Raw genomic sequence first — 23313 nt, forward strand, 5'->3', positions numbered from 1 at the left:
TTTCCTCCTAAAAATCAAGTGTAAACTCGTTTTCGGTTTTGCCATCGCGCAACATGATTTCTTTTGCTGCTTGTTGTACATCTTCGTCATTGTACAAGACATTGTAGATTGTTTCTGTGATTGGCATTTCGACTTCTAATTGTTGTGCCAATTCATAGGCTGCTTTAGTTGTTGAAACACCTTCCACAATCATGCCCATGTTTTCTAAGACTTCATCTAACTTATGGCCTTTTCCTAATAAATTACCCGCACGCCAATTTCGAGAATGGACACTTGTACAAGTAACAATTAAATCCCCAACACCACTTAAACCAATAAATGTTAATGGGTTTGCTCCCATCGCAACCCCTAAACGACTAATTTCTGCTAAACCACGAGTCATAATTGCCGCTTTGGCATTATCACCAAAGCCTAAGCCATGAATCGCTCCGGCGCCCAAAGCAATAATATTTTTTAAGGCCGCCCCTGTTTCTACACCAATCACATCATCATTCGTATAAATTCTAAAGTAATCATTCATAAACAACTCTTGCACATACACAGCGTCTGCTAAATTTTCGCTTGCTGCTGTAATGGTTGTAATGTCATGAACAGCGACTTCTTCTGCATGGCTTGGACCAGATAAAACCACAATCCCTTGCCGTTTTTCTGCTGGAATCTCTTCCGCTATCACTTCTGAAATCCGCTTATGTGTAACTTGTTCGAGCCCTTTACTTGCATGAATAATAATTGGTTTTGTTTTTAAATGTTGGGCCACTTCTTGTGCTACTGAACGAATGGCTTTAGTTGGTACCACAAACAGTACCGCATCCACATCTACTAAAGCAGTAGCTAAATCAGTGGTTGCCTGAATTGAAGTAGGTAAGATTAATTCTGGTAAATAATGTTTGTTGGTATGTTTTGTATTTATTTCATCGATTTGCTCTGGTTTATTTCCCCAAATACAGACCTCGTGTCCATTTTCGGCTAATACTTGAGCTAAAGCTGTCCCCCAGGAACCTGGACCTAAAACAGCGACTTTTTGTTTCATCGGTGAAACTCTCCTTTCGCTAAACAACGTTACTTCTTTAGTTTACCATATTCTTCGATCAAGTTGGATTAAGAAGTTGTTATTTTTTTCTTTTGTTTCTCCCGATTGTAAAATTTCAAATTGGGATTTCTTCTACGAACGATCACAATAACAATTGCTGCCACGAACATCACTAAAGACAACAATTGTGAGACACGAATGTTACTAAACGCATACAAACTGTCCATCCGTAACCCTTCGATGAAGAAGCGGCCGAAAGAATACCATATTATATAACCTAAAAAGACTTCGCCTTCTTTTAAAAAGTGTGGCTTTTTGCGTAATAACACTAAAACGATAAACCCTAAAACATTCCAGACAGATTCATATAAAAATGTTGGTTGATGATACGTTCCGTTGATATTCATGTTATCAATGATAAACGTTGGTAAATGGAGATTTTCTAAAAATTGTCTGGTGGTCGCTGGCCCATAGGCTTCATGATTCATAAAGTTGCCCCAACGACCAATTGCTTGCGCTAAAATCACACTTGGTGCGGCAATATCTAAAAAAGTCCATGTAGAAATGAAACGATGACGCGTAAAGAAAAACAGCGCCAGTCCCCCACCAATAAGACCACCATAAATCGCTAAGCCACCATTTCGAGTAAAGAAAATTTCAATCGGATTGTCTACATAATCTTGCCATTGAAAAGCGACGTAATACAAGCGCGCGCCAACAATTGCTGCAGGTAATCCCCAGAGCATAAAGTCAAAGACATCATCTTCTTTTAAACCAACACGAACGGCTTCACGACTACTTAGCCAAACAGCTAAAGCAATCCCTGAAACAATAATAATTGCATACCAATAGACGGGAATACCGAAAAGGCGAAATGCAATTGAATTTACTTGAGCTAACATCATCACATCTTCTCCTTCTATTCTCCTGAATTTTCTTCAATCAAACGGGTTAAGCGCTCTTCGAACGTTTTTGTTGCATCATAGCCCATTGTTTTCGCGCGGAAGTTCATTGCTGCTACTTCAATGATAATGGCCACATTTCGGCCGGTCTTAACAGGAATACGAATCTGAGGGACATCAACGTTAGCTATTTCAACCATTGCATCATCACTACCAAGACGATCATATTTCTTGTCTTTTTCCCATGCCTCTAAATAAACGACCAATTGAACTTGCATAAAGCCACGGACCGCACTAGCTCCAAACAGGTTCATGACGTCAATAATCCCGATACCACGAATTTCAATTAAATGCTGCAAAATTTTTGGTGGCTCTCCCACCACGGTTAATTCATCTTGCTGATAAACATCGACACGATCGTCTGCGATTAGCCGATGTCCACGCTTAATAAGCTCTAAAGCTGTTTCACTTTTACCAATACCGCTATCTCCTTGAATCAAAACACCAAGTCCATAAACATCAACTAAAACCCCATGGACACTTGTCCGAACAGCTAAACGGCCATCTAAATAACTGGATAGTTCCCCTAGTAAACGGGAAGTTGAAATCGGTGAACGCAATACAGAAACGCCATTTTCTTTTGCTGCTGTAATTAATTCTTCGGGGATTTCTAGTCCTCTGGATACTATAAAGGCTGGAGTATCTTTCGCACATAAACGGCGCATCACTAATAAACGCTCTTCAGGCATCATTCGTTCCGCAAAGGTAATTTCTTTGCTCCCAAATAATTGTAAACGGTCATGGGAATAATAATTAAAATACCCAGTTAATTCTAAACCTGGCCGGGAAATTTCACCAGTTTTAATTGTTCTATTTAAGCTTTCTTCATCTCCGTATACTACTTCTAAAGAAAGATTTTCTACCAGTTGATAAATCTTTACCACTTCTGTCATATCGAATGTCAGTCCTTTCTGCTACTTGTTATATTTTATCATTTAAAAATACAAGTTTCTAGCTATTCACTAGATAATTCCTAGAATTATCATATTTCAAAAAAATGAAACTATTTTTCAGTGAAATTACCTATGCTATTTCTGTCACTTGACTATTTCAGAAAACTTTGTATACTTGAAGCCGATCCTTTTAAGAAAAGAGGAAACTTATGAAAGAATATTTAAAGGAAAAAGCCCATCAATTACCGTTAACACCGGGTGTTTATTTAATGAAAGACGCAACCGACACAATTATTTATGTGGGTAAAGCCAAAAAATTAAAAAATCGCGTGTCGAGCTATTTTATTAATAGTAATCAACATTCTCGAAAGACGATGCGTTTAGTCAAACAAATTATAGACTTCGATGTTCTCCATACTGACACAGAATTGGATGCGCTCCTTCTAGAATGTCAACTGATTCAACAGTATCGGCCGCGCTACAATCGCCAAATGAATGCTTATGAACAATATTCTTATGTATCGGTAGCCGTTAATGAGCGGCAATTAGAGATTAAACTCTTAAATATTCCCACTAAAGAGAACTGTTTTGGTCCTTATTCGATTCGCCGAAAATTAAACCGTTTAAAAATAATTTTGGATAGTATCTACGATCTCGTCCCAACCAACTATTGGCATCAAACCTTTCAAAAAGAGAGTGCCATTCCGACCGAACTATTTCAACAAGAATTGTTCGACTTTTTCCATAATCAAGGACGAGAACCAATCAAACGAATTGCTCAACAAATGCAAGAAGCTGCTGAAAAACAAGCCTTCGAAAAAGCGGCAAAACTCAAAGAAGATTGGCTCTTTTTGACGCGCTTTGCAAACCAAAATCAACGAATTAGTCAAGCTAACCAACGAGATTGGCAACTGATGTGGTTACCTTGTCAGAAAAAAATTAAATACTATTTAATTTACCAAGGCTTGGTGGTAGCAACACGTGTTGTAACTAAACAAACGTTTCAAAAATATTCACCGCTTGAACTAGCAAAAAAAATCATGCCCAAAAAACCACCGAAAACAATTGAGCATTACTCGAAGCAACAAGTTGATTTTTTAAACATTTTATATGGCTATATCAGCCGCCATCCAGAATGTCACCTAGAAAATTTAACCATCGAAAAAGCCTGAAGAACGCATTTTATGCTACGTTCTTCAGGCTTTTTTTATTCATATTTAGATAAATTGTGATCCGTAACGATCGTATTGACAATTGACATAATTACAGCCATTAGCACCGCTGCCCAAAAACTTGAGAAGCCAAAGTTCATTTCCCCCACAAAAAACGAGGTCATTTGTAAAATCGCTGCATTGACAACAAAGCTAAATAGACCAAACGTTAATAAAGTAAATGGGAGCGACAAGATTGTTAAGACTGGTTTCACCAACATATTTAGGATTGAGAGAACAAAGGCGGCAATAATTGCAGGCATTATGCCTCTCACATGAATCATGCCAGGAAAAACAACTGATAAAGAAATGAATGTCAGTGTATTAACAACCAATCGCTGAAAATATGTCATTAAAAGTCACTCCATTCGTCATCATCAATTTTTTCCGCTTCTTTACGTTGCTTTTTATTGGCAGCATAAGGATTTTCATTGCGAACATTTCTATTATAAGGATTTTGATGGCCGTAGCCGCGATCGCTTCCTGTTCTTCCAGAAGGGATCAAGACTGCTAAGGCAATGTATAAGAGAATGCCTGGAAATCCTGCTGAGAAAAAGCTGAGCAAGACATAAACGACACGAATAATTGTTGGGTCAATTCCTAGCCAATCAGCAATCCCAGCTAAGCTTCCTGTTAAAACCACGTTATTCGGAGATTTTGTTAGTTTTCTTTTCATATGTTTTCACCTCGTCTACTAAATTTTACACTAGAAAGGCTGATTCGTCAGCCCATCTAGCTTAAAATTATTAATTATTTATCCGTATCTTTTAGGAAAATACTTCCCGTTGTTGTAGAAGCATTAATTTGAGCCATTGATTCTTCCAGTACACGTCTAAAATGTAATTGTTGATTGCCGCGATCTTTCTTTTCACGGACAACTTCAATATCTGTTAAACGGCTGTTAATACTACCTAAATTCGTTTTCACTTGCCCTTCAACGCCTAAGTCATTTGGCAAGGCTAACTTGATATTCCCATTTGCAGAGCTTGCTTCAACACGGCGAAGCGTTTTTTCTTTAGCTGTAATGCGGATATCTCCATTAATCAGAGAGACACTTAGACTTTCTGGTGCCGCGGAAATAGACACATCACCATTGACTGTTTCAATAATGTTATCTAAAATCGTTCCTTCTAGGACTTTAATTTCACCATTCACGCCTTCAATTTCTAACATAGTTGCATCAATTTTTTTAAACGTAATCGTCCCATTCGTTGATTTTGTGTAAACATCTTTCGCTGTTAACTCTTCTACTAAGACATTTCCGTTTAATAATTTAACAGATACATGATCGTAAGTGCGTTTTGGTAAATAGAACGTTAAATCTGCTTTCACCCGTTTGTTTGGCACTTGGAAAGAAATCGTTTCATCATCCACATCAATGTCACTTCGTTCTAAGAAAGCTTCCATTGGTGAATCTCCTGCCATTTTACCATATAATTTGATTTTTGCCTCGACTTTCACATCTTCTTGATCCCAAGTTTTGAAAACCACGGTACCATTTGCTACCTTGACATCAATTAAACTTGCTTGTGGATTTGGATAGTTAAATTCATGTTCAAACTTAGTTGTTGCCACACCAGGAACTTTCATTTTAATGTCTTTCCATTCCACATTATCATTCATGGTGTCACTGAAAGAATTAAATGTTTTTTTCAAGAATTCTCCCACTTGGCCGCCAACTTCGGCAACTTTGCCGCCGACTTGGTTAAAGGTATCTGTGGCTTGATCTTTCCACTCTTCAGAGAATTGAGAAGAAACTTTTTCTTTTGTATCATTCCATTGACCTTTCCATTGTTCTTTGCGAATGTTTTTTAGTTCTTCTTCCAGTGCTGTTTTTTCAGTACTTTGAGTCGCTAATTTTTCTTCTAATTGTGCAAGTAAAACGTGCAAGTCTTTTCGTTGAACTTGTTCATCTTCTGTTAATGCATCTAATTCTTCTTTTGTATCTAATGTTCCAATTTCTTCTGCGACTTCTTTAATTTCTTCTTTGATGCCGGCAATTTCTGCGTTGACTTCGTCCAATTCAGCCGAAGCACGATTGGCTTTTGTTGCTAACTCATCAAGAATTCTTTCTAAGTTTTCACGATCTTTTTCTGCACTGTCCTGTTTATTTTCTTCAAACGAATCAACAGTAGGTCCTTCTGATTCGCCTTTTTCTAATGCATCCATTAAATCTGCGACTTGATCTTCTTTATTTGTTGTTCCAATATTTTGTGTATCAACTTTTTCAGCAGCTTTTTCGATTTGTTTTTCATCTTTTTCAGTTGCCATATTTTCTAATAAAATTAACGCTTCTTCTGACGTTAGAATACCTTTTTTCACTAATTCTAATACGCGTTCTCTTTCTTTCATGGATATTGCCTCCTTAGCAAATTTTTCACTCAATAGTGTTTTCCTTACATGCATTATTATGCCTTGTTTTTGATCATTTGTCATAGGACTTAAGAACGATTTCTTCTCATTAGTAAGGACTAGTTTTATAAAATCAGCTCATTTTACGCTAAAAAAACTAGGAATTGGTCTAAAAAAGGCCGTCTCCTAGTTTTTTTATTTGTTTATCTTAAAATTGTTCGTCACGATTACTATTCAATTCGGTAATTTTACCAGTTGCCAAGTAAACAATCCACTCACAAATATTTGTGACATAGTCGCCAATTCTTTCCAAGTATTGTGCCACATGTAGATAATCAGTTCCGCTAATGACCGTTTCTGGATTAGCTTTCATTGCTTCTACGGCATGTTTGTAAATACTATCGAAATATTCATTAGTACGATCATCCATTTGTGCAATCATTCGTGCATCTTTTTGATCCGTTTTAACATAGGCGATTAAAACATTATCCACCATTTTTTTCACATAATCAGACATATCTGAAATTTCTTTTTCAATTTCAGGAATACGTGTTTCTCCTTTTAAGCGAATCGTTGATTTAGCAATTGAAACGGCATGGTCCGCCATTCTTTCTAAATCCGAACTAGCTTTCATAACAGTGATAATCATACGTAAGTCTGTTGTCACTGGTTGTTGTAACGCAATCATTTCAAAACTCTTTTTCTCAAGTTTGACTTCCATATCATTGATTTCAATATCGCGATCAATCACTTCTTGAGCTAATTTTTTATCATGATTAATATATGCCTTCACGGATTTATGGACGGCACTACTAACCATCATACCCATTTCATAAAATTGATTGTGCAGATTCAATAGTTCTTCTTCAAATTGTGTCCGTAACATTCTTTTTCCCCCTTTTAACCAAATTTACCAGAAATGTAATCTTCTGTTTGTTTTTCTTTTGGATTTAAAAATACTTTTTTCGTGTCATTAAATTCAATTAAATCACCTTGTAAAAAGAAGGCCGTTTTATCAGAAATCCGTGATGCTTGTGACATATTATGTGTCACCATAATCATGGTATATTTCTCTTTTAATGTTAACAGCATGTTTTCAATTTTACCACTAGAAACTGGGTCCAAGGCGCTAGTTGGTTCATCTAATAAAATAATATCTGGTTCCACAGCTAAAACACGAGCGATACAAACCCGCTGTTGTTGTCCACCAGAAAGTGAAAGTGCACTTTTGTGAAGTTTATCTTTGACATCCTCCCAAACGGCAGCTGCTTTCAAACTGGTTTCAACTGCTTCATCTAAAACTTGCTTGTCTTTGACTCCTTTTAGGCGCAAGCCATAAATCACATTTTCATAAACTGAAAATGGAAATGGATTAGGTTGTTGGAAAACCATCCCAATTTCTTTACGTAATTCAACGTTATCTGTTTTCGGTCCATAAATATCTTTTCCTTTATATACAACACTTCCAGTAATTGTTACGTCTGGGATTAAATCATTCATACGATTCAAGCAACGTAAATACGTTGATTTCCCGCAACCAGAAGGACCAATCATGGCAGTTAATTCTCCTTGATTAAAAGTTAAATCAATGCCTTTCAATGCTTCTTTTTTCCCGTAATATAAATGTAAATCTTTTGATGAAATAATTTCTTTGCCCATCTTGCTCCTCCTAACCAAAATGTCCTGAAACGTAGTCTTCCGTTGCTTGAATTTTTGGTCGTGTAAAGATTTTTCTTGTATGGTCGTATTCAATGACTTTGCCCATATAGAAGAAAGCTGTATAGTCACTAATCCGCGCCGCTTGTTGCATGTTATGTGTCACAATGATGATAGTGTAATCATCTTTTAAATTCACTAACGTTTCTTCAACCGTTCCTGTTGAAATCGGATCTAACGCGCTTGCCGGTTCATCTAACAATAAAATATCTGGTTTCATCGCAATTGCCCGAGCGATACACAAACGTTGTTGTTGCCCACCAGACAGAGCTAAGGCGCTTTTGTTTAAGTTATCTTTCACTTGATCCCAAAGTGCGGCTTGCTTCAAACTTGTTTCAACGATTTCATCTAATTTTTTCTTATCCTTTTCGCCATGCTGTTTCAACGCGAATGTGATATTTTCATAGATAGATTTACTAAATGGATTGGGCCGCTGAAAAACCATGCCAATGCGTTTTCTCATTTCGTAGACGTCAACTTCTTTCGTATTGACATCGACATCTTTATACATAATTTTTCCAGTAACACGTGAATTGGCAATGCCATCGTTCATACGATTTAGCGAACGTAAATACGTGGATTTACCGCAACCAGAAGGTCCAATTAAGGCGGTTATTTTGTTCTTTTCAAATTGTAAATCAACACCTTTGATAGCTTCATTGTCCCCGTAAAAGACATGTAAGTCTTCCGTGTGTAACGCAATCGGGTCTTTTTGGCTATCTAGTTGAAGTAAATGGGTATCATTTAAATTGTATTCTTTCATGCTAATTCCCCTAACATTAAGCTGATGTCATTCTCTTATAAAGACGGTTGCCGATAAAACGAGCGCCGAAATTGAAAAGTAAAACTACTAAAATTAACACAGCGGAGGCACCTGCTGAGACCGCAGCGCCATCTGGCATCGTTCCTTCGGTATTAATTTTCCAAATATGCACAGCCAACGTTTCCGCTTGACGGAAAATGCTAATTGGACTTGAAACGCTCAATGGATTCCAATTACTGAAATCTAAGGCAGGTGCGCTTTGTCCTGCTGTATAAATTAACGCAGCGGCTTCACCGAAAATCCGACCAGAACTCAAAATAACACCTGTCAAAATTCCTGGTAATGCTTCTGGCAAAATAACTTTTTTAACTGTTTCCCAACGTGAAAGACCTAAGGCTAACCCCGCTTCACGCTGTGTATAATGAATGGCTTTCAAAGATTCCTCAACATTTCTAGTCAATAATGGTAAGTTAAAAAATGTTAATGCTAACGCACCTGATAAGATTGAAAAGCCATATCCGATTTGTACAACGAAAATCAAGAAGCCGAACAGCCCGACAACAACGGAAGGCAATGAACTTAAAATTTCAATCGAGGTACGAATTAAATCAGTTAACCAATTCTTTTTCGCATATTCCGATAAGTAAATTCCAGCACCTAATGAAATTGGAATACTAATAATCATTGTAATCAATAGTAAATATAGTGAGTTGAAAAGCTGAATACCAATCCCACCACCAACTTGATAGGCTCTGGATGGTTGTGTTAAAAATTCCCACGAAATATGTGGAATTCCTCTAGCTAAAATGTAAATCAGTAAGGCCGCCAAAATTAAAACAATGACGCCAGATACGGCATATAAGATACCTGTTGCGATTTTATCTGCTTTTTTTGCATTCATTATTTTAAGGCTCCTCTCTTACCGATAATTCGGATAACAATGTTGAATAGTAAAGACATCAACAATAGAATCAAGGCTAAAGACCAAAGAACGTTGTTTTCAACTGTTCCCATAATCGTATTCCCAATCCCCATTGTCAAAATACTTGTTAGTGTCGAAGCTGGTGTTGTCAAACTAGTTGGCATCACAGCTGCATTTCCGATTACCATTTGGATTGCTAAGGCTTCACCAAACGCACGAGCCATACCAAAGACCACCGCAGTTAAAATACCAGGCACAGCTGCCCGCAAGACAACTTTATAAATCGTTTGCCAACGCGTAGCACCAAGCGCCAACGACGCTTCACGATAATGTCTAGGCACAGCTTTTAGCGCATCCACGGTCATTGTAGTGACCGTTGGTAAAATCATGACAAATAGTACAAATGTACCAGCTAAAATACCGAATCCTGTTCCGCCAAAGATTGAACGGACAAAAGGAACAATGACAGATAAACCAATAAATCCATAAACAACAGAGGGAATCCCTACAAGTAATTCAATAACTGGTTGTAAAAATTTCGCTCCTTTTTTAGGTGAAATTTCTGTCATAAAAACAGCCGCTCCAATCGCAAATGGCGTCGCAACAATCGCTGACAAAAACGTTACAATAAAGGAACCCGCAATCATTGGTAAAGCCCCAACCATGGGTTTACCGTCTGCGCCGATATCACTTGGGTTCCAGTTTGTTCCAAATAAGAAATCAAACACATTAATCTTATCTTTAAAGAATGTAGCAAGTCCTTTACTTGCAACAAAATAGAAAATTGAAACAACCACTGCTACAATTAAGGCAATACATAGGAAACTAATAAATTTCCCTCGTTGCTCCATCTTGGCTCTTTTCGATTTTGTTAATAATTTTTTCTGTACATCTTCCAAGAATATTTCCTCCTCAAACAATCCAACTTTTGCAGATAAAAATAGTGTACCTTTTTTACATCAATTTGTTTTTAATAACATGTAAATTTTATGTTAAGTTTGTAAATTTTGTGTTAAGAGAATTATTTAATGACATTTCCTTGCCAATCCCGTTCAATTTCCATTTTCGAAACAGGAATATACCCTAATTGACCAATTACACGTTCTTGGATATCATCTGACAACATAAAGTCTAAAAACTCTTTGGTTAAATCACTTGGATTTTTACGGGTGTACATGTGTTCATAAGACCAAATAATCCATTTATTGTTCATTACATTTTCATCTGTTGGCTGAACACCATCAATACTTAACGTAGCTACTTCATCAGTAACATATGAAAATGCGGTATAACTAATCGCTCCTGGTGTATCAGAAACAATGGAACGAACCATGCCGCTGGAATCTTGTTCTTGCGCACGAATGGCTGTTTTATCTCCCAAGACCCATTTTTCAAAAGTCGCACGCGTACCACTACCGGCCGCTCTGTTCAAAATAACAATTTTTTGGTCTTTCCCACCAAGTTCTTTCCAGTTTGTTACTTCACCTAAAAAGATTTTCTTTAAATTTTCCATTGAGATATCTTTGACACCGACATTTTTGTTAACGATTGGTGTAATCCCAACGACAGCAACTTTATGATCAATTAGGTCTTCCGCTTTGATGCCCTTTTTCTCTTCTGCAAATAAATCAGAATTACCAATGTCTACCGCGCCAGATTGGACTTGACTCAGACCTGTTCCGCTTCCGCCACCTTGGACATTAATAAATCTTCCCGGATTTTGGCTTTGATATTCCTCACTCGCTGTCTCTACTAATGGTTGTAAAGCTGATGAGCCTACCGCTGTGATGGATTCACCACGATCAATCCATTTTGCACATCCTGTCAAAGTAAGTATACTTGCCAAACCAATAAATAATAGCAATCTTTTTTTCATCGATTCATTATTCCTCCAATTAATTTCAATCTATTCTATTTTACCATTATATGTAGGACTTGAAAATTATAAGTTATCAATTTGTTGGTACAACTGAGAAAACTCTTAAATTAAATAACAAGTATTTTAAAAATAAAACAAAAAAAGCTCTCCAAAATGGAGAGCTTTTTTTCGTTTAGATTTTCAAGAAACGACGCATTGAAATAACTGAACCTAGTGATCCAATAATCATTCCTGTTGCAATCATTAATAGATTAACTTTCCAGATAAAATCTTCTGGACGAATTAATGAATAATTCGAACGCAATAACTGCGGGTTAAACATGTTATAAACTTGATGGTAGCCTAACGTCATAATAATGACTGGCACGATTGCGCCAATCAACCCAATCCAAGCACCTTCTAAGAAGAACGGCCAACGAATGAAACTGTTTTTCGCTCCTACAAGACGCATAATTTGGATTTCTTTTTGACGAGATAAAATCGTAATCCGAATGGTGTTGGAAATTAAGAACACTGCAACGAATAAAAGTAATGCAGCAGCTGCTAAGCCCCAAGTTCGAACGGTTTGAGCGATTTTAAAGATTTTGTCTGAGTTTACACCACCGTAATCGGCTTTAAAAACACTTGGGAATTTAGCTGCTTGTTTCGCAATATCTTTCGTGTCTTCTGGTGTTTTTGCACGGACATAATACACGTCGTATAATGGGTTACTGTCGCCTTCGAAAAGATTCCAGGCATCCCCCATTTGTTCTTGGATTTTTTTCAATTGTTGATCTTTGTTTGAATAAGAAATATCTTCAACATTGTCTAATCCTTTAAGTTGTTTTTCTAATGTTTTCATTTCATTTTGTTTTGTACCAATATCGACAAAAACTGACACTGTCACGTTTTTTTCGACATCATCAGCAAGTTTCGTTGCATTAAAAATAACGCCCATAAAAATACCAACTAAAACTAATGTAATTGTAACCGCACTTGCTGAGGCAACAGTCATCCAACCGTTCCGTTTTAAACTTTTGATACTTTCAAATAAATGAGAAAAGAATGTTCTAATCATCGTAGCCGTATTCTCCTTCCACTTGGTCACGGATAATGCGACCATTTTCAATGGCAATAACACGGTGACGAATCGTATTTACAATTGTACTATTATGCGTTGCCATCACGACTGTTGTTCCTTGTGCGTTAATCCGGTCCAACAATTTCATGATTTCCCATGAATTCTCTGGATCTAAGTTCCCAGTTGGTTCATCGGCAATTAAAACTTTCGGTGTATTTACGATTGCTCGTGCAATGGATACCCGTTGCTGTTCCCCACCAGAAAGTTCGCTTGGAAAAACACGTACCTTATGTTTTAGACCGACTAAATCTAAAACTTCCATCACGCGTTTTTTGATTTCGCGAGGACGTCGTCCGATAACTTGCATCGCATAGGCCACATTCTCATACACAGTTTTCTTAGGTAATAGTTTATAGTCTTGGAAAACGATGCCGATTTCACGACGTAAATAAGGAACTTCTTTATTTTTTATTTTCATTAAATCATGACCTGCAACTGTCAAATTACCTTTTGTTGCTTTTTCTTCACGATACATTAATCTAATAAAGGTTGATTTCCCTGCACCTGAGGGACCAACCACATAGACGAACTCGCCTTGGTCAATCTCTACTGAAATATTCCGAATCGCTGTTGTACCATTCGAATATTTCTTCATTACATCTTTCATTTCAATCATGGCGTTCTCTCCATCTCTTTTTTCTTCAATCCTACTCATTATAACATGTCAATATTGCAAACTTCTTGCATTAAGTTACATTTTTATTTCAATTTAATGAAGAGCTTAACTTAAGCGCTGTTTTAAGTAGGCATCGATGAAACCATCAAGGTCTCCATCCATCACAGCTTGTACATTACCGGTTTCGTAATTTGTCCGATGGTCTTTGACCATTGAATACGGATGGAACACGTAAGAACGGATTTGTGAGCCCCAGCCAATTTCCATTTGTTCACCACGTAAACTTGCTGCTTCTTGGGCTTTCTTTTCCATTTCCAATTGATATAATTTGGCTTTTAACATACTCATTGCTTGCTCACGGTTTTTTAATTGAGAACGTTGTGCTTGGCTTGCAACAACGGTGCCTGTTGGAATATGTGTGATTCGAACAGCTGATTCTGTTTTATTAATATGCTGACCACCGGCACCACTTGCTCGATAGGTATCAATTTTTAAGTCATCTGGATTGATCGCAATTTCTATTGTGTCGTCTAATTCAGGCATTACATCAACTGAACAAAACGAAGTATGACGGCGTTTAGCGGAATCAAAGGGCGAAATCCGCACAAGACGATGGACACCTTTTTCTGATTTTAGGTAACCATAAGCATTGTAACCTTTGATTAATAAGGTGACACTTTTAATCCCTGCTTCATCTCCAGCTTGGTAATCCAACGTTTCAACTTGGAAACCATGACTTTCTGCCCAACGTGTGTACATTCGTAAAAGCATACTTCCCCAATCTTGTGATTCAGTACCACCGGCACCAGGGTGTAATTCAATTAGGGCGTTATTATGATCATATGGCTCATTTAGTAGTAAGGATAGCTCATAAGTTGTTAAACGTTCTTGCAAGAGATGAATTCTTTCTTCCAATTCTTCTTGAATCTCTGCATCATATTCTTCTTGTTGTAATTCAAACATCACCGTTAATTCGTCAAGTTCCTCAGAGAGCTGATGAAATTGTTGATATTTTTCTTTCAAACTATTGGTTTCGTTAATTAGCTTTTGAGCCGTTTCTGTGTTGTCCCAAAAACCAGGTTCTCCCATCCGATTTTCCGCCTCGGCAATGTCTTCTTCTAACTGGTCTAAGTCAAAGAGACCTCCTGAAGCTAGTAATTTTTTGTGTCATTTCGTCTAATAATGTACGAATTTCTGGGTTTTCCAAAATGATTCCTTCTTTCTCTTTATGGTAAAAAGAGCAAAGGCGGGACAAATTGCCCCACCCTGCGTTTTTTCTTTAATTAAGCGTTTTTCCCATGACAATTTTTGAATTTTTTGCCACTTCCGCATGGGCATAAATCATTACGGCCCACTTTTTTATCTACACGCACAGGTTGACGCTTCGCACTTGTGTTGCTTTGTGCAGCTGCATCTTGTTCTGTTTCTGGATGTTCCGCTTGTCCTTGAGCTACTTGCTCACGTTGGACATTTTGGCGAATTTCCGATTTCATGAATAAACGTGTTACTTCATATTCGATTGAACCCACCATATTGTTATACATAGAATAACCTTCTGTTTGATATTCTACTAATGGGTTGTTTTGACCGTACGCACGTAAGCCGACAGATTGGCGTAATTGATCCATTGCATCAATGTGATCTGTCCATTTAGTATCGACGACACGCAAGATGACTACTTTTTCGAATTCTAGCAATTGTTCTTGACCATTCAATTGTTGAGATTTTTCTTCAAATACTTCTTGCGCACGTGCCACTAAGTAGTCTTTGATTTCTTCAGCTGATTTATTTTCTAAATCTTTTTTAGAAATCGTATCTTCATGGACAAGTGTTGAGGCTGCAAAATCGACAATCCCATCTAAATTCCATTCTTCTTTTTCTAATTGTGTATGGCTATCCACCACTCGGCCAATCGTCCGTTTTACCATGCCCATCAATACATCAGACAAGTCATTTTCTTCCATAATTACTTCTTGTCGTTGCGCATAAATAACTTCACGTTGCTCGCGCATCACGTCATCGTATTGTAAGACATTTTTACGTGTGTCATAGTTATTTCCTTCCACACGTTTTTGAGCAGATTCTACTTGGCGAGTAAACATTTTACTTTGAATAACTGCATCTTCTTCTTGCACATTCATTCGTTCTAAGAATGTTTTAATTCGTTCTGAACCAAAGCGTTTCATTAAGTCATCTTCTAAAGATAAATAAAATTGTGAAACCCCTGGATCCCCTTGACGTCCTGCACGTCCACGCAACTGATTATCAATACGACGCGACTCATGACGTTCTGTCCCGATAACCGCTAGACCACCTAGTTCAAGTACACCTAAACCAAGTTTAATATCCGTTCCACGACCAGCCATATTTGTTGCAATTGTAACTGCGCCTTTTTGACCGGCGTTCATAATGATTTCGGCTTCTTTAAAGTGATTTTTCGCATTTAATACTTCATGAGGAATTTTAGCTGCGTTTAATTTATCAGAAAGTAATTCTGACGTTTCTACCGCAACAGTCCCCACCAACACTGGTTGTCCTTTGTGGTAACGTTCTTTAATATCTTCCACCACTGCATTAAATTTACTTTCTAAGGTTGGATAAAGTAAATCTGGACGATCGTCACGGATAATTGGACGATTGGTTGGAATTTGAATGACTTGAATATTGTAAATTTCACGGAATTCTTCTTCTTCTGTTTTAGCAGTACCAGTCATCCCGGCTAGTTTTTTGTACATCCGGAAGTAGTTTTGGAACGTAATCGTCGCCATTGTTTTTGTTTCATCTTCAATTTCGACGCCTTCTTTTGCTTCAATCGCTTGATGCAAGCCATCAGAATAACGACGACCATCCATGATACGACCAGTAAATTGGTCAACAATTAAGACTTTATTGTCTTGAACCACGTAATCAATATCTAGTAACATGATATAGTTTGCCCGTAACGCTTGATCTAAATGGTGCGTTAATGCTGTATTTTCAATATCGTAAAGGTTATCCAATCCAAAAGTTTGTTCAGCTTTTTCAATCCCTGCTTCTGTTAAACCAATTGTTTTAGACTGAATATCAATTTTGTAATCTTCATCTTCTTTTAAGCGTTTGACAAAATTATCGGCACGCGTATAGAGTGCTGTCGATTTTTCAGCTTGTCCAGAAATAATTAATGGGGTTCTTGCTTCATCAATTAAGATTGAATCCACTTCATCGACAATTGCATAGTTTAATGGACGTTGAACCATTTGGCTGCGATAAACAACCATGTTATCACGCAAATAGTCAAATCCTAATTCGTTATTTGTACTATAAGTGATATCACAGTTATACGCTTCACGTTTTTCATCAGAAGATTTAGAGTTAATGTTTAAGCCAACGCTTAAGCCTAAGAAATTATATAATTCTCCCATTTCGTTAGAGTCACGGGTTGCTAAGTATTCATTAACTGTAACAACGTGTACTCCTTCGCCAGATAGTGCATTCAAGTATACAGGCATTGTGGCAGTCAAGGTTTTCCCTTCACCTGTTCTCATTTCAGGAATGTTCCCGTCATGAAGCACAATCCCACCCATTAATTGGACACGGTATGGGAATAAACCTAGTACACGTTTAGCAGCTTCACGGACAACCGCAAACGCTTCTGGTAATAGTTCGTCTAAGGTTTCCCCTTTTTGATAACGGGCTTTAAATTCATCTGTTTTTTCACGTAATTGTTCATCGCTTAGTTGTTCCATTGCACTTGCATGTGCATCAATTTTATCGGCGATTTTTTCTAATCGTCTTAATTCTTTTTTATCGTTTTCAATCATTTTTTTCAAAAAATTTGCCATTGGTATCTGTGTTCCTTTCAATTACCTCTTTTTATTTTTGTATCCTTTTTGTACAAGAAGCACAATCTATCCGTTTTATTTTATCATTACTTGACGAGAAAGAAAACCATTTCTCTCTATTTTACAGACATTTTCCTTTAAAAGAGGAACTTTTAAAGTTATTTTATGTATTTCTTTATTTTTTCTTTACTCCGTGCTTTAAAGATGTTTAAAGAGCTGAAATGCACGAAGGCATTTCAGCTCTTATTTTAAGCTTTAGTCTGTTTCAATCAAGCCATATTTGCCATCTTTACGACGGTAAACAATGCTTGTTCCATTTGTTTCAGCATCTTCAAAAATAAAGAAGTTGTGTCCTAACATGTTCATTTGTAAAACAGCTTCTTCACTGTCCATCGGTTTTAATGATAGACGTTTTGTACGAACGATGTCTAATTCTGAAGGTGTTTCTTCTGTTTCTTCACCAACTAAGAAGACAGCGGCTTTTGTATTGTTACGTCCTGTTTCACGAGATTTTCTGTTGATTTTTGTTTTAAATTTACGAATTTGTCGTTCTAATTTATCGACAACCAAATCAATACTTGCGTATAAATCAGGTGACGTTTCTTCAGCTCGTAAAACTAGATAAGGAAGAGGAATAGTAACCTCGACTTTGGCTGTTTTTTCAGTGTACACTTTCAAATTCACGTGAACCGTTGCTTCAGGTGAATCGCTGAAATATCTTTCTAATTTACCGACTTTTTTCTCAACATAGTCTCGAATCGCTTCGGTTACCTCGATATTTTCTCCACGTACATTATATCTAAACATAACAATTACCCCTTTCATCTACCAGTAAAGAAAAGATTAAAGGACCACTCTTTAATTCCCTTCTTCTTAATTTCATTATATCGAATAATCTGGGTTTTGCCAACAAAATAGTCATCAAATTTATGAATTCTTTTCTTTTTACCGCGCGAGAGTAAACGTATTCAAACTTTTAGGATAACAGTCATTGATAACAGCCGCTGCGTGAAAAAGAGTTCGTCCAGTGGTATAGATGTCATCCACCAAAATAACAGAACAATTTTTTAATTTTTTTTGGTTTTCTTTTTGGATGGCAAATGGTTGTTGCAACTGCATCCTTTCCTTTCTAGTTTTTTTAGATTGCGGAACATTTTCCTCTTTTCTAATTAAAAAAGGGCTGTACGGAACATCAGCCGCTTCTAGTAAGCCAATTACTTGGTTGAAGCCTCGTTCTTGCATTCGTTTTTCGGATAAGGGCACCGGAATAATATAGTCCGCAGATTGTTGCTGAAAGTAAAAGTTAATTTCCTCGTTAAAACACATTCTTAAGCGATAGTCTCCTTGAAATTTATAGCGTTCCATCCACTCTTGCATTCCTTCATCATAATGAAACAACGCTGCATTATGAAAAGAATACTCTGGATAAAGCAGCTGCCACCTTTGACAATCAAAACAATAGCGCTCTTGGCTGACGCGACTACAGCCAAAACAAGTGCCTGTCATTGGCAGTTTCTGGAACTTTGCTTGGCAGTGCTGGCAAAGTGAAGGCCTCGCCCATTTTTTAAAACGTAAGAGCATTTTTAATGTTATCTCCAAACGAATGGGGCTTGCGCAATTTTTACAATCCATCTAACATCCCTTGTTTGCTAGCCAAACGATTCATTTGCTTTATTTGCCGAATCGCCTCTTTCATATCTCTTGTTTCCCCATCATGTAAAAATAAAACTTCGCCGTAATTGAATTCTTGTCTTCGATCGACTCGGCCCGCAATTTGGACAAGTGTTGAAGAAGTGAAGACTCGATGATTAGCACCATAAACAATAACTGAGACTGCATCAAAAGTCACACCACGTTCTAAAATGGTTGTAGTGATCAAAATATCCGTTTTCTGCTGACGCATTGCTTGAACTTTTTCTAGGCGAAGCTCATCACTACCATAAACGGCGACAACTTCTTTGTCGGAAAATCGCTCAGCTATTAATGCATGCAATTGGTGAATTAATGAAATGCTTGGGCAAAATAGTAAAACTGAATTACGCACCAATAAACGTTTCAAATGATTTGCAATGATTTTAATATTTTTGCTAGAAAGACGTTGCCACGACTGAACCCAAAATCGGCGTGGCACAGGTAATGGCCTACGATGATATCTTGCTGGCAAAATACTGGCTGCTAACTTCTTTTGCTGTAAAAGCTTCCGCAATTCTTTCGTAGGCGTTGCTGTTAAGTACACCAAACTACTTCTTTTTTTTCGTGCGTTACGCACTCCATAATAAAGATGTTCGTTATTAACAAAAGGAAAAGAGTCGACTTCATCAACGATAAGTAAATCAAACGCTTGATGGAATTTCAATAATTGATGGGTGGTGCAAATCACTAGTTTCGTATAACGATACGATTCTTGACTGTTTCCGTGGAGTAAAGCAATTGCTTCATAAGGAAAAACCGCTTGGATTCTGGGAAACAGTTCTAAGCAAACATCGACACGCGGCGAAGCCAGCGCAATCCGCCCCCCTTCTTGTAAGGTTTGGTGTAAAACAGCAAATAACATTTCTGTTTTGCCTGCACCTGTAACTGCCCACACTAAGCGATTCTCTCTTGCTTTTGCTGTCTCACAAAGTTCAACCGAGATCGCTTGCTGTCCCTTTGTTAATTGTCCAGACCACTCAAAAAAGACAGTTCTTGGGCTATTGGGCCTTTCTGGTAAATGACAAAATTTTTGACAAGAAGTCACACGGCCTAATTGAATGCACGCATGACAGTAGTATGCATTTATCGCCAATCTATTTTCTTTTTTGGATACGACTTCCCCGCACCGCTGACATTGAATTGTTAGGGGGGAACGCTCTAACATTGTTGGTAAATAAACCAGTTTTGTCTGTATTGAACGTTCTGTTTCTTCAAGAATTATTTTACGTCCATGCAAGTCTTTCATGTTAACCACCTCAATTATAAAATACGCATTTCTCTAGCTTTTTTTGCGAAAAAGGAGATCTCCCACCGTTATCTTTCTATTCTTATCTAGTCGTTACCTACTAAACAAACTCTTGATACGCTTTATTGTTTACACGAATCTTCTACTTTCGACTTACCTATATGCAGCTTTTTTATAAACAAATTTATCTACCTTTAAAGAAAAATTAATGTTAAAGTATATCTAGTAATTCAAGCTTTAATTTGAAAAGACTAGAAAGGAGCAAGCTTTATCATGGAAAATATTTTTTTAAAAAGACTAGAATTCAAAGCTTTTGAAGAAGATTCTGTTTTTTCAAAAATTGAAGGGCTGAATAAATTTAATTCACTAAATTTTAAAAAACCTATTACTTTTTTTTCAGGTGAAAATGGAACTGGAAAATCCACTTTATTAGAAGCAATCGCAGTCAATTGGGGATTTAATCCTGAAGGCGGTAGTATTAATTTTAATTTCTCTACAAACGATACTCACTTGGATTTACATAATTATTTAACTGTTGCAAAAAGTGTAAAGCGTGCTACGGATGGCTTCTTTTTAAGAGCTGAAAGTTTCTACAATGTTGCTACATATGCAGAAAATATAGACTTAGATTTTTCTGAATATGGCGATAAATCCCTACATCATCAATCACACGGCGAAAGTTTTTTGAATCTGGTGAACCATCGGCTTAGAGGAAATGGTCTGTACCTGTTAGATGAATCTGAAGCGGCTCTCTCACCTCAACGCCAACTAGCTTTAATGATATCTATAAAAAAACTAATTGATGCGGGGTCTCAATTCATTATTGTCTCTCATTCACCTATATTACTTGCAATGCCTGACTCACAAATTATTTCTTTTGATAAAGATAGTCCTTTGGAAATCACGTATGAAGAAAGTATGCCTTATGAAATAACCTCATTATTTTTAAACAACAAAAACAGAATTATCTCTCATTTATTTGCTGAATAAGTCTGTTATTCGAATTGCTTATGCCATACTATAATGACTCGTATATAAAAATATTGTTAATCATTCTTTGAATTACTACTTTTAGACTACGGAAAAAGGCGTTTATTATTCAGAAAATAGATTGTTAAGTATGCTTTTTTAGTATCTAGATTAAAGTAAAAAATTAAAGACAGTTATCTTTCTCTAGCTCACAGGACTAATTTCGGCACTATAATTTATGGAACTGATAAACCAGAATGACTGCCTCAGCTCAATTCCAATTAACTAAAATCATAAAAAAAGACAAGTTGCTTTTTCGAAGATTCTCGAAAAAACAACTTGTTTTTACTCTTTTTTATCTGCTTGTGCTAACAAATCCAAGGCTTGTTCCAACACTTTTTCCCCGTTCATTAAGCCGTAATCAGACATGCTAATGACATCTGTTGGGATACCTTTTGGTGATAGACGCTTTTCAAAATCACTCTTCATATAACGAACTTGTGGACCTAACAATAACACATCAACTGGATTATTTTCTAAATTCGTTTCTGCTTCCGATGCAGAAGCCGCAAATATATGGGCATCTAAGCCTTGATTAAATGCTGCTTTTTGCATTTTTGTAACAAGTAAACTAGTACTCATTCCTGCGGAGCAAACTAACATAATTGTTTTTTTTGACATTTTAACAGCCCCTTTTACCATTGCCTTTTTCAATTTTCAACATTATCTATTAAAAATATTATAGTGTAAAGTTAATTTTTGTCAATCATTCTTGTTTTTTAAAGCGGATACAATCCTAGTTTAAACGTACCATGCTGACTTCAGCAATTTATTAAATACCACATATTCTTTTTCCAAATTCACTTGAACTACTTGGTAACTCGCATTCAACCAACCATAAGCGCCCTTTTCTGGATGCTTATAATCGTTCGCCCACCAATCGACATCTGTCTTAGCAGTTTTTGGTAAACCAGAATGAGGGAATAACAATTCATCAAACTGGGTAAAGGTCAAGGTAACTTGGGAACCGCCATTCGTTTTCAAATAATGAGTAATTGTATCATATTTTTTCTGTCGTGTATGTACCATTTTCCAGCGCCTCCCTTTTCTCTATCATACCTTATTATAACGTTTTTTTCCAAAAAATCTCACAAAAAAGATGAGAGAAAAAGTTGCTATTCAGTTGATTCTTTTTTATACTGACTTTATTACGAGAGAAAAGGATGCCCATATGTTAGAAAGCTATATTACAGTCAAACAAGATGGTTTCAGCGAGATTGAAATCAAGAAATCGCGGTTTATCTGTTCTGTAAAGCGCGTAACATCAGAAGAAGAAGCAAAAGCCTTTATCGCCGCAATAAAAAAAGAACATTGGAAAGCCAATCATAATTGTAGTGCTTTTGTGATCGGCGAAAAAAATGACATTCAGCGGAGCAGCGATGACGGCGAACCTAGTGGTACTGCTGGTGTTCCAATGCTGGAAGTCTTAAAGAAAAAAGAGTTAATCAACGTAGTGGCTGTTGTCACTCGTTATTTTGGCGGAATAAAATTAGGCACTGGTGGTTTAATCCGAGCATATAGTCATGCTCTTTCCCACACTTTAGATGAAATTGGTTTAGTCATTGGCAAATTGCAACAAGAACTATTGATTACGATCGCCTATCCTTTATTAGGAAAAGCCCAAGCCTTTTTGGAACATAGTCCCTACACGCTTAAAGAAACTATTTACACAGAGTCTATTCAGTTAATTTGTTTAGTAGATGAACAAGCAACAGAAACATTTATAGCTGAAATGACGGATCTACTTAACGGTCAGTTGACAATTGAAAAAGGTGCAACGAGCTATCATGAACTACCATTTAACGAAAAAGGAGCACAATCAAATGACATTTGAAGAAGTATTGCCACAGATTAAAGCAGGAAAAAAAGCCGTACGTAAAGGCTGGAGCGGTTTTGAACTTTTTATTGAATTACGTGATGAAATTGGCACCTCCGAAGGTGAATTTTTACAAGTTACCCCGTATTTTTTAATCAAAACTTCTGATGAAGGCTACAGCATGTTTTCACCAACACCTTGTGATGTCTTAGCAGAAGATTGGGTGATTGTTGAAGCATAATTAT

Annotated in this window: 25 protein-coding genes; 4 read left to right on the plus strand and 21 right to left on the minus strand. The window is 36.9% G+C overall.

Annotated elements, in window-relative coordinates; genetic code table 11:
- Positions 1-7: 7 nt before the first annotated feature.
- The 3 genes from IGK54_RS07495 to hprK all read right to left on the minus strand — a co-directional run bounded on the left by IGK54_RS07495 (position 8) and on the right by hprK (position 2885).
- Positions 8-1030 carry an NAD(P)H-dependent glycerol-3-phosphate dehydrogenase gene (locus IGK54_RS07495; protein ID WP_010777678.1) on the minus strand — a complete coding sequence of 341 codons (1023 nt, stop codon included), beginning with the start codon at positions 1028-1030 and terminating at the stop codon, positions 8-10.
- A 68-nt stretch (positions 1031-1098) separates the two neighbouring features.
- Positions 1099-1932 (minus strand): prolipoprotein diacylglyceryl transferase, encoded by an 834-nt coding sequence (gene lgt / locus IGK54_RS07500; RefSeq protein ID WP_002381830.1) that lies wholly within the window; start codon positions 1930-1932, stop codon positions 1099-1101.
- 17 nt (positions 1933-1949) lie between these two features.
- Positions 1950-2885, minus strand: coding sequence for an HPr(Ser) kinase/phosphatase (hprK, locus tag IGK54_RS07505; protein WP_002357309.1), 936 nt, complete (start codon positions 2883-2885; stop codon positions 1950-1952).
- Between the two features lie 209 nt (positions 2886-3094).
- On the opposite strand from hprK, the gene IGK54_RS07510 reads away from it, so the two are divergent.
- Positions 3095-4057 carry a GIY-YIG nuclease family protein gene (locus tag IGK54_RS07510; protein WP_002365747.1) on the plus strand — a complete coding sequence of 321 codons (963 nt, stop codon included), beginning with the start codon at positions 3095-3097 and terminating at the stop codon, positions 4055-4057.
- 35 nt (positions 4058-4092) lie between these two features.
- Here the strand turns inward: IGK54_RS07510 and IGK54_RS07515 are convergent, their stop codons facing one another.
- From IGK54_RS07515 to IGK54_RS07590, 16 genes are all read right to left on the minus strand, one after another.
- On the minus strand, positions 4093-4449 hold the full coding sequence (locus IGK54_RS07515; RefSeq protein ID WP_002357307.1) for a phage holin family protein: 357 nt from the start codon (positions 4447-4449) through the stop codon (positions 4093-4095).
- Positions 4449-4772: a PspC domain-containing protein gene (locus tag IGK54_RS07520; protein ID WP_002357306.1), complete on the minus strand. Its 324-nt coding sequence runs from the start codon at positions 4770-4772 to the stop codon at positions 4449-4451. The genes IGK54_RS07515 and IGK54_RS07520 overlap by 1 nt, the downstream gene beginning before the upstream one ends.
- Positions 4773-4846: 74 nt before the next feature.
- A complete protein-coding gene (liaX, locus tag IGK54_RS07525) occupies positions 4847-6448 on the minus strand; it encodes a daptomycin-sensing surface protein LiaX (RefSeq protein ID WP_002357305.1) in 1602 nt (533 codons plus the stop codon).
- A gap of 208 nt (positions 6449-6656) precedes the next feature.
- Positions 6657-7334: a phosphate signaling complex protein PhoU gene (gene phoU / locus IGK54_RS07530; protein ID WP_002357304.1), complete on the minus strand. Its 678-nt coding sequence runs from the start codon at positions 7332-7334 to the stop codon at positions 6657-6659.
- Positions 7335-7348: 14 nt separating this feature from the next.
- Positions 7349-8107, minus strand: a complete 759-nt coding sequence (gene pstB, locus IGK54_RS07535; protein WP_002357303.1) for a phosphate ABC transporter ATP-binding protein PstB — start codon at positions 8105-8107, stop codon at positions 7349-7351.
- 10 nt (positions 8108-8117) lie between these two features.
- On the minus strand, positions 8118-8927 hold the full coding sequence (gene pstB / locus IGK54_RS07540; protein ID WP_002357302.1) for a phosphate ABC transporter ATP-binding protein PstB: 810 nt from the start codon (positions 8925-8927) through the stop codon (positions 8118-8120).
- 16 nt (positions 8928-8943) lie between these two features.
- On the minus strand, positions 8944-9828 hold the full coding sequence (pstA, locus tag IGK54_RS07545; protein WP_002357300.1) for a phosphate ABC transporter permease PstA: 885 nt from the start codon (positions 9826-9828) through the stop codon (positions 8944-8946).
- On the minus strand, positions 9828-10748 hold the full coding sequence (gene pstC / locus IGK54_RS07550) for a phosphate ABC transporter permease subunit PstC (protein WP_002357299.1): 921 nt from the start codon (positions 10746-10748) through the stop codon (positions 9828-9830). The genes pstA and pstC overlap by 1 nt, the downstream gene beginning before the upstream one ends.
- Positions 10749-10870: 122 nt before the next feature.
- Positions 10871-11725: a phosphate ABC transporter substrate-binding protein PstS gene (locus IGK54_RS07555; protein ID WP_002357298.1), complete on the minus strand. Its 855-nt coding sequence runs from the start codon at positions 11723-11725 to the stop codon at positions 10871-10873.
- Positions 11726-11900: 175 nt separating this feature from the next.
- On the minus strand, positions 11901-12785 hold the full coding sequence (gene ftsX, locus IGK54_RS07560; RefSeq protein ID WP_002360154.1) for a permease-like cell division protein FtsX: 885 nt from the start codon (positions 12783-12785) through the stop codon (positions 11901-11903).
- Positions 12778-13464 carry a cell division ATP-binding protein FtsE gene (gene ftsE / locus IGK54_RS07565; RefSeq protein ID WP_002361935.1) on the minus strand — a complete coding sequence of 229 codons (687 nt, stop codon included), beginning with the start codon at positions 13462-13464 and terminating at the stop codon, positions 12778-12780. The genes ftsX and ftsE overlap by 8 nt, the downstream gene beginning before the upstream one ends.
- Positions 13465-13569: 105 nt before the next feature.
- Positions 13570-14671 (minus strand): peptide chain release factor 2 gene (gene prfB / locus IGK54_RS07570; RefSeq protein ID WP_111997025.1). Its coding sequence is split into 2 segments (ribosomal slippage): positions 13570-14598 and positions 14600-14671, totalling 1101 coding nucleotides; the frame shifts between segments, so codons are not numbered across the junction.
- A gap of 76 nt (positions 14672-14747) precedes the next feature.
- A complete protein-coding gene (gene secA / locus IGK54_RS07575; protein ID WP_010817353.1) occupies positions 14748-17285 on the minus strand; it encodes a preprotein translocase subunit SecA in 2538 nt (845 codons plus the stop codon).
- A gap of 255 nt (positions 17286-17540) precedes the next feature.
- The gene (hpf, locus tag IGK54_RS07580; protein WP_002357293.1) at positions 17541-18092 is read right to left on the minus strand and encodes a ribosome hibernation-promoting factor, HPF/YfiA family; all 552 of its coding nucleotides are present in this window, start codon (positions 18090-18092) and stop codon (positions 17541-17543) included.
- Between the two features lie 138 nt (positions 18093-18230).
- Positions 18231-18917 carry a ComF family protein gene (locus tag IGK54_RS07585; RefSeq protein WP_002361937.1) on the minus strand — a complete coding sequence of 229 codons (687 nt, stop codon included), beginning with the start codon at positions 18915-18917 and terminating at the stop codon, positions 18231-18233.
- Positions 18907-20223, minus strand: a complete 1317-nt coding sequence (locus tag IGK54_RS07590) for a DEAD/DEAH box helicase (RefSeq protein ID WP_142957137.1) — start codon at positions 20221-20223, stop codon at positions 18907-18909. Before IGK54_RS07590 ends, IGK54_RS07585 begins: the two co-directional genes overlap by 11 nt.
- A gap of 273 nt (positions 20224-20496) precedes the next feature.
- Between IGK54_RS07590 and IGK54_RS07595 the strand changes: the two genes are divergently transcribed.
- On the plus strand, positions 20497-21213 hold the full coding sequence (locus IGK54_RS07595; RefSeq protein WP_142957138.1) for an AAA family ATPase: 717 nt from the start codon (positions 20497-20499) through the stop codon (positions 21211-21213).
- 324 nt (positions 21214-21537) lie between these two features.
- On the opposite strand, the gene IGK54_RS07600 is transcribed toward IGK54_RS07595, so the two are convergent.
- Both IGK54_RS07600 and IGK54_RS07605 read right to left on the minus strand, forming a co-directional pair.
- Positions 21538-21873 (minus strand): PTS sugar transporter subunit IIB, encoded by a 336-nt coding sequence (locus IGK54_RS07600; RefSeq protein WP_002381823.1) that lies wholly within the window; start codon positions 21871-21873, stop codon positions 21538-21540.
- 120 nt (positions 21874-21993) lie between these two features.
- Positions 21994-22281 carry a DUF7662 domain-containing protein gene (locus IGK54_RS07605; RefSeq protein WP_002357286.1) on the minus strand — a complete coding sequence of 96 codons (288 nt, stop codon included), beginning with the start codon at positions 22279-22281 and terminating at the stop codon, positions 21994-21996.
- A gap of 142 nt (positions 22282-22423) precedes the next feature.
- Here IGK54_RS07605 and IGK54_RS07610 point away from each other — a divergent pair, with 142 nt between their 5' ends.
- Complete coding sequence (locus IGK54_RS07610) at positions 22424-23086, plus strand: YigZ family protein (protein WP_010708717.1); 663 nt, start codon at positions 22424-22426, stop codon at positions 23084-23086.
- Positions 23076-23309, plus strand: coding sequence for a DUF2829 domain-containing protein (locus tag IGK54_RS07615; RefSeq protein WP_002357284.1), 234 nt, complete (start codon positions 23076-23078; stop codon positions 23307-23309). Before IGK54_RS07610 ends, IGK54_RS07615 begins: the two co-directional genes overlap by 11 nt.
- Positions 23310-23313: the final 4 nt, after the last annotated feature.

The sequence above is a fragment of the Enterococcus sp. DIV2384 genome (assembly GCF_050534975.1).
Taxonomy (GTDB): Bacteria; Bacillota; Bacilli; order Lactobacillales; family Enterococcaceae; genus Enterococcus; species Enterococcus faecalis.

Bases quoted from the DNA above. Each gene is read 5' to 3' on its own strand.
- IGK54_RS07495 (WP_010777678.1), bottom strand. From the start codon at position 1,030: ATGAAACAAAAAGTCGCTGTTTTAGGTCCAGGTTCCTGGGGGACAGCT.
- lgt (WP_002381830.1), bottom strand. From the start codon at position 1,932: ATGTTAGCTCAAGTAAATTCAATTGCATTTCGCCTTTTCGGTATTCCC.
- hprK (WP_002357309.1), bottom strand. From the start codon at position 2,885: ATGACAGAAGTGGTAAAGATTTATCAACTGGTAGAAAATCTTTCTTTA.
- IGK54_RS07510 (WP_002365747.1), top strand. From the start codon at position 3,095: ATGAAAGAATATTTAAAGGAAAAAGCCCATCAATTACCGTTAACACCG.
- IGK54_RS07515 (WP_002357307.1), bottom strand. From the start codon at position 4,449: ATGACATATTTTCAGCGATTGGTTGTTAATACACTGACATTCATTTCT.
- IGK54_RS07520 (WP_002357306.1), bottom strand. From the start codon at position 4,772: ATGAAAAGAAAACTAACAAAATCTCCGAATAACGTGGTTTTAACAGGA.
- liaX (WP_002357305.1), bottom strand. From the start codon at position 6,448: ATGAAAGAAAGAGAACGCGTATTAGAATTAGTGAAAAAAGGTATTCTA.
- phoU (WP_002357304.1), bottom strand. From the start codon at position 7,334: ATGTTACGGACACAATTTGAAGAAGAACTATTGAATCTGCACAATCAA.
- pstB (WP_002357303.1), bottom strand. From the start codon at position 8,107: ATGGGCAAAGAAATTATTTCATCAAAAGATTTACATTTATATTACGGG.
- pstB (WP_002357302.1), bottom strand. From the start codon at position 8,927: ATGAAAGAATACAATTTAAATGATACCCATTTACTTCAACTAGATAGC.
- pstA (WP_002357300.1), bottom strand. From the start codon at position 9,828: ATGAATGCAAAAAAAGCAGATAAAATCGCAACAGGTATCTTATATGCC.
- IGK54_RS07555 (WP_002357298.1), bottom strand. From the start codon at position 11,725: ATGAAAAAAAGATTGCTATTATTTATTGGTTTGGCAAGTATACTTACT.
- ftsX (WP_002360154.1), bottom strand. From the start codon at position 12,785: ATGATTAGAACATTCTTTTCTCATTTATTTGAAAGTATCAAAAGTTTA.
- ftsE (WP_002361935.1), bottom strand. From the start codon at position 13,464: ATGATTGAAATGAAAGATGTAATGAAGAAATATTCGAATGGTACAACA.
- secA (WP_010817353.1), bottom strand. From the start codon at position 17,285: ATGGCAAATTTTTTGAAAAAAATGATTGAAAACGATAAAAAAGAATTA.
- hpf (WP_002357293.1), bottom strand. From the start codon at position 18,092: ATGTTTAGATATAATGTACGTGGAGAAAATATCGAGGTAACCGAAGCG.
- IGK54_RS07585 (WP_002361937.1), bottom strand. From the start codon at position 18,917: ATGGATTGTAAAAATTGCGCAAGCCCCATTCGTTTGGAGATAACATTA.
- IGK54_RS07590 (WP_142957137.1), bottom strand. From the start codon at position 20,223: ATGAAAGACTTGCATGGACGTAAAATAATTCTTGAAGAAACAGAACGT.
- IGK54_RS07595 (WP_142957138.1), top strand. From the start codon at position 20,497: ATGGAAAATATTTTTTTAAAAAGACTAGAATTCAAAGCTTTTGAAGAA.
- IGK54_RS07600 (WP_002381823.1), bottom strand. From the start codon at position 21,873: ATGTCAAAAAAAACAATTATGTTAGTTTGCTCCGCAGGAATGAGTACT.
- IGK54_RS07605 (WP_002357286.1), bottom strand. From the start codon at position 22,281: ATGGTACATACACGACAGAAAAAATATGATACAATTACTCATTATTTG.
- IGK54_RS07610 (WP_010708717.1), top strand. From the start codon at position 22,424: ATGTTAGAAAGCTATATTACAGTCAAACAAGATGGTTTCAGCGAGATT.
- IGK54_RS07615 (WP_002357284.1), top strand. From the start codon at position 23,076: ATGACATTTGAAGAAGTATTGCCACAGATTAAAGCAGGAAAAAAAGCC.